The sequence below is a fragment of the Cyanobium sp. BA20m-p-22 genome (genome assembly GCF_024346275.1).
GTDB lineage: Bacteria > Cyanobacteriota > Cyanobacteriia > PCC-6307 > Cyanobiaceae > Cyanobium_A.
Genome location: NZ_JAGQCQ010000284.1, coordinates 1 through 5,087, shown reverse-complemented (window position 1 = coordinate 5,087; position 5,087 = coordinate 1). Strand labels below are relative to the sequence as shown.

At 65.6% G+C, this 5,087-nt stretch carries 2 protein-coding genes and 3 pseudogenes; 3 read left to right on the top strand and 2 right to left on the bottom strand.

All coding sequences use genetic code 11. The features are described 5' to 3' along the window. Nucleotides 1–346 precede the first annotated feature (346 nt). Nucleotides 347–760, top strand: a pseudogene (miaE, locus tag KBZ15_RS18255) (tRNA isopentenyl-2-thiomethyl-A-37 hydroxylase MiaE); the annotation flags it as partial. 142 nt (nt 761–902) lie between these two features. Next, nucleotides 903–2,435, top strand: a pseudogene (locus KBZ15_RS18250) (gamma-glutamyltransferase family protein); the annotation flags it as partial. Here KBZ15_RS18250 and KBZ15_RS18245 read toward each other — a convergent pair. Beyond that, the gene (locus KBZ15_RS18245) at nt 2,410–3,789 is read right to left on the bottom strand and encodes a chloride channel protein (protein ID WP_255016643.1); all 1,380 of its coding nucleotides are present in this window, start codon (nt 3,787–3,789) and stop codon (nt 2,410–2,412) included. The pseudogene KBZ15_RS18250 and the gene KBZ15_RS18245 overlap by 26 nt on opposite strands. Nucleotides 3,790–3,962: 173 nt before the next feature. Between KBZ15_RS18245 and KBZ15_RS18240 the strand changes: the two genes are divergently transcribed. After that, nucleotides 3,963–4,874 carry a cation diffusion facilitator family transporter gene (locus KBZ15_RS18240; protein WP_255016642.1) on the top strand — a complete coding sequence of 304 codons (912 nt, stop codon included), beginning with the start codon at nt 3,963–3,965 and terminating at the stop codon, nt 4,872–4,874. Nucleotides 4,875–4,941: 67 nt separating this feature from the next. Here the strand turns inward: KBZ15_RS18240 and KBZ15_RS18235 are convergent. After that, nucleotides 4,942–5,087: pseudogene (locus KBZ15_RS18235) on the bottom strand (acireductone dioxygenase); the annotation flags it as partial.

Here is a 5,087-nt window from a genome sequence, read left to right as displayed (position 1 = left end):
GCCGGCAGAAGTGTGGATAAACAAGCCACCGGAAGAGCACGAACTGGTCCCGGAGTTACCATTTATTCAGGCCGCCTAAATGGCAGCCAAGGAGTGACAACTTTCCTGAAAGTCACCGAGAAGCCCTGCTGCAACTGGTAAGAGATCGCTGGACCATTGAGTGTTGGCACTTGATCCTGGACACCCAGCTCCATGAAGACGCCTACCGCTACCGCGGTAATGGCGCTGGGGCGATGGCCATGCGCAAGCCACGGCCCAACCCTTACTAGGACTTTGAATCAGCCCTGGGGCCCCTCGCTGAGATTCGTCGTGGCCGGGGGCTCGCTGCTCTATTGGCAACAAACTCCTGGCCCGCGAAGAATTGGAGCACTTCGAGCTGGTGCTGCAGCTGTTGCAGCGCCGTGGCATCGCCCTGCGGCCCCTGCCGGCGCCCGGCTATGGCGCCGCCCTCTCGGCGGCAGTGCGCAAGGGCGAGCCCGAGCGCATGCTGGATTCGTTTTTGGTGGCTGGCCTGATCGAGGCCCGCAGCCATGAGCGCATGGCCCTGCTGGCGGCCCATAGCCCCGATGCCGAGCTGCTGGCCAGCGAAGCGCGCCATTTCGGGCTCTACTGGCTGCTGGCGGAAGGCCGCTACGGGCGGGAAGCCACGCCGACCCGGCTGGAGCAGCTGGCCGCCGTGGAAAAAGAGGCCCTGGATGGCCCCAGGGTCGATCCCGCCCAGGTGCGGATGCACTCGGTTGGGGTGGAGTTGGGACCCTAAATATGTCCTAGGCGTTCCCAGGCGGAACTCGCCTAACTCTTGATCGCCGAACCCCCCGCTGCCCAAAACAACAGAGCAGTTCAGTACACCTGTCTTCGCTGATTGGCGGGCCTGTCAAAGTTGCTCCAACATTTGTTCAGCCATGCTCAGCCCTGCTTTTCTGCATCGGCGTTCGCCCGTATTTGCCGGGCGTGCCATGGCCAGCTCCAGCTCGCCCCTGGTTACCCGGGTGGGCCTGCGGGTGCTGGAGCAGGGTGGCAACGCGGCCGATGCAGCCGTGGCGATGGCCGGCATGCTGGCACTGGCCGAGCCCATGATGAGCGGCCTGGGCGGCGACACCATGGTTTTGGTGTGGTCGGCCAGAGACCAGAAAGTGCTGGGCCTCAATGGCAGCGGCAGGGCCCCGAGTGGCGCCAGCGTGGAGCGCATTGGCTCCGTGCCGGTGATGCCGGAGCACGGCGCCGCCACCGTCACTATCCCCGGCGCTGTGGATGGCTGGTGCGCGCTGCTGGAGCGCTTCGGCTCTTGGTCTTTGCAGCAGCTTTGGGAGCCGGTGATCGCCTACGCCCGGGAGGGCTATCCGGTGGGCGAATCGATCGCCGGCTTCTGGGAACTTGGCGCCGCATTGCTGGGGCCCAGCGGACCCATGCAGCTGGGAGAGCTGCTGTTGCCCGATCGCACTGCCCCGCAGCCCGGCCAGCTGATGCGCCTGCCGCAACTGGCGGCCACCCTGGAGCGTGTTGCCCGGGAGGGGCGCCAGGGCCTCTACGAAGGTCCCGTGGCCGAGATGATCGTCACCACGATCAGCGCAGGCGGGGTGCCGACCACCCTTGACGATGTGGCCGCCCAGCAGCATCGCGCCGAGTGGGTGGAGCCGCTGAGTGTGGGTTACCGCGGCCGAGAGGTGTTGGGAATGCCACCAAATTGCCAGGGGGTGGTGGCTCTCCGTGCCCTCGGCATCCTCAACGCTCTGCCGCTCGCCTCAATGGATGAAGCAGAGCGCCTGCACCACCAGATTGAAGCGATCCGCCTGGGCTTTGAGCTGGCGATCGACGTGGTGGGCGAGCCCACCCCCGCAATGCTGGAGCAGGTGCGGCAGGCCCTCAGCCAGGACGGTCTGGCCGCTGCCTGTAACCGCATCGGCGCGCGAGCCCGGCCAGCCACTAGGCCTCAGGGGGCCAACTCAGGCGACACCAGCTACGTGTGCGCCGTGGATGGGGAGGGTAATGCCGTGTCGCTGATGACCAGCATCTGCGGGTTGTTTGGCTCGGGGCTAGTGGCAGGCGACACGGGAGTAGTGCTCAACAATCGGGCTGCGCAGTTTTCCAGCCAGCCCGGCCATCCCAATGCCCTGGCAGCCGGACACCGCCCGCGCCATTCGATCCTGCCGGCGATGGTGTTGCGCGATGGCCTGCCTGAATTCCTAATGGGTGTGATCGGCGGCAACGCCCATCCCCAGGGGCTCACGCAGATCCTGGTGAACGCGCTGGATTTAGGTATGAACCCCCAGCAGGCCGTGGATGCCCCCCGCTTCAAGCTGATCATGCAGAGCGGTGCGGTGCACATTGATCCGCAGTTCAATCCCGAAGTGGGCCATGCGCTGGTGGCCCGCGGCCATCAACTTGGTGATTCCTACGGCTTCGCGAGCTTCAAGGGGGCGGCCCAGATGGTGCGCATCCATCGCGATGGCTCAGGCCGCTGCACCAGCCTCGAGGCTGGCGTGGATCACCGGCTCGATGGGGTCGCGCTGGGGTCTGAGGGCTGCTGGGCTGCTGCTCCAGCAGCATCCGCAGCTGGTGTTCGTTCCAGCCCTCACCCCGCCAGCGCTCGCCGAGGGCCGCGGCCACCGCGGCCACCAGCAAAAGCAACGGCAGCAGGGCAGGATCACCCTGCAGGGTGAACACGAAGGCAGCGCAGAAGAGCGGCGCCCCATGGGCAGCGGCGAATAGAGCCGTGGCACCTACCGCAGCCAACTGGGCCAGGTCGCTGCTGCTGAGTTCTGGCAGCTTCTGTAGCGGACTGATTAACAGGGCGCCCAGGGTCATGCTGCTGTGCATCAGCCCGCCAGGAGCCCCTAGCGCCAGGCTGAGCACGCTGGAGAGCAAACGCCAAAGCCAGATAGCTGGGGAGCCCACCGTTTCGCCAGAAAGCGCAGCAGCCAGCGACAGGGAGCCGTCGTTGAGACTCAGGCCGCCACTGACAAGCGCCAGCAGGCTGAGTGAGCCCGCCAGGACAAAGGCGCCGAGGAGCCGCCGCCGCCCCAGCAATTGCTTCACCACGGCAGCCGCAGGCAGCAACAAACGCATTAATAGGGCGCCGGCAGCAGCACCCACCAGGGTGAGCAGCACGGCCCAGCCCCAGACCCCCGTTGCCAGGGAACCCAGCGCCAGGCCAGGTAGGCGAGCAGGCTGCCCCATGGTGGTGGCCACCAGGGTGCCGCTACCTGCCAGCAGCAGGGCCGGCATTACCAGTGGCAGACCACTGCGCTGGCCCAGCTCTTCCAATCCGTAGGCAACGGCCAGCAGGGGCGAGCGAAACGCCGCCCCCAATCCGGCCGCGCCGCCGATCACGGCCAATAGCTGGGGCGAGAGAGAGGCCAGGGGCTGCAACCGGGGCCAGCGTCTGCGAATCCCCAGCAGCAAGCTGGCACCCAGAGCCACTGATGGCGACTCCACTCCCACCGCCAGGCCCCCCAGATGGGTGAGCAACATCAAGGGCAGCCGCCGCAGCTGGGTGGCCAGGTTGAGCTGCTGCAGCCAGAGCAGCTCAACCGCATTGCCTTCGGACTGGGAGGCGCGATCGAGGGCGAGCAACGACGCGGTGCCGCCCCCGCGGCCGCCAGCCAGCGGCCCCCAGGCCAGGAGAACCAGCAGGCTGGTGGCCCCAAACACCAGCAAGCAGCCGAGCAGCGATTGGGGCTCAGCCGAGAGCCAAAGGGCTGCTTGTATCCGGAAACCGAGTTCCGACAGCGCCTGGTATGGCCCCATCGCCAACCCGATTAGCAGGCCCAGCACCAGCCAACTGCCCACTGCCCACTGCCCACCAACTGCCCACTGCAACAACCAGGCCAGAACGGGGATTCCTCAAGGCAAAAGCCCAGTAAATAGGCTGCCCAATTCTGAAGGGAATGGCCCCGCGTGGCATGGGATCTAGGCCAAGAGCTTCGGCAGACGGCACGGCAAAACTGACCTAAAAGAAGCTCATGAGCCATCCAGCGGTGGGCCGCCAGCGGTTGCCACGCCACATCCAGCACGAACATCGAGATGGCAATCCGGCCGCCTTTCGCTGGAGTGTGCTGCTCAACAGCGGCCTCTCTGCTTTACAGCTGGCCATTGGCATCGGCTTTGGCTCTCTGGCCCTGATCGGTGATGCCCTGCACAACCTCGGCGATGTGGCGGGGTTGCTGCTGGGCTGGGGGGCCGAGCGCCTCAGCGCCATGCCCGCCAGCAGGCAATTCACCTACGGATTTGGCCGCAGCACCCAGCTGGCCTCGATGATCAACGCGGCCTTGATCTTGATGGCATCCGCCGTTGTGGTCGTGGAGGGCGTACAAAGACTGGCCAAGCCGGTGGAGCTAACCCCTGGCCCGGTGGCGGTGGCGGCCCTGTTGGGCATCGCGGTGAACCTGGGCTCGGCCCGTTTGTTTGGCCACAACCACAGCCACGATCTCAACCGCCGAGCTGCGGTGGTGCACCTGCTCACCGATGCGGCGGTGAGTGCTGCGGTGCTGGTCAGCGCCCTGTTGATTCAGTTCACCGGCATCCACTGGCTCGATCCCTTTACCGGTATTGGCGTGGGTGTGGCCGTGGCCTGGACCGGTTGGACCCTGCTGCGTCAGTCGGTGCTGGTGAGCCTGGACGGGATCCCACCAGGCATCGATCGGGATGCGGTGGAACGCACCTTGGCTGCGCTGCCAGGGGTGGCGGCGGTGCATCACATTCATATTTGGGGAATGAGCACCTCCCAAACGGCGCTAACGGCGCACCTCCTGCGCGATCCCCAGCAGGTAGACGACATGGCCCTGCTGCATAGAGCAAAGGCTGAGTTGGCCCAGCTGGGCATCGACCATTCGACTCTGCAGTTAGAGCCCCTGCCTTTAGAGCCCCTGCGGTGATTGGCTCTGCGCAGCCCAGGGGGCCAAAAAGTAGCTTCGCTTGGGGCTCTTAAGCCCATTCAAATTTTCAAGTTCGTCGAGGTGCGGATAGTTCGTCGAGGCGCGGATAGCGCTCGGCGATTGGGTCGCCGCTGAACTGGGCCACCCAGCCTTCGGGGTTGTCAAAGAAGCGCAGGGCGCAGAAGTGGGGCTCTGGGCCCATGTCAAACCAGT

Coding starts and splice junctions, on each gene's coding strand:
- KBZ15_RS18240 (WP_255016642.1), top strand. CDS start 3,963: ATGAGCCATCCAGCGGTGGGCCGCCAGCGGTTGCCACGCCACATCCAG.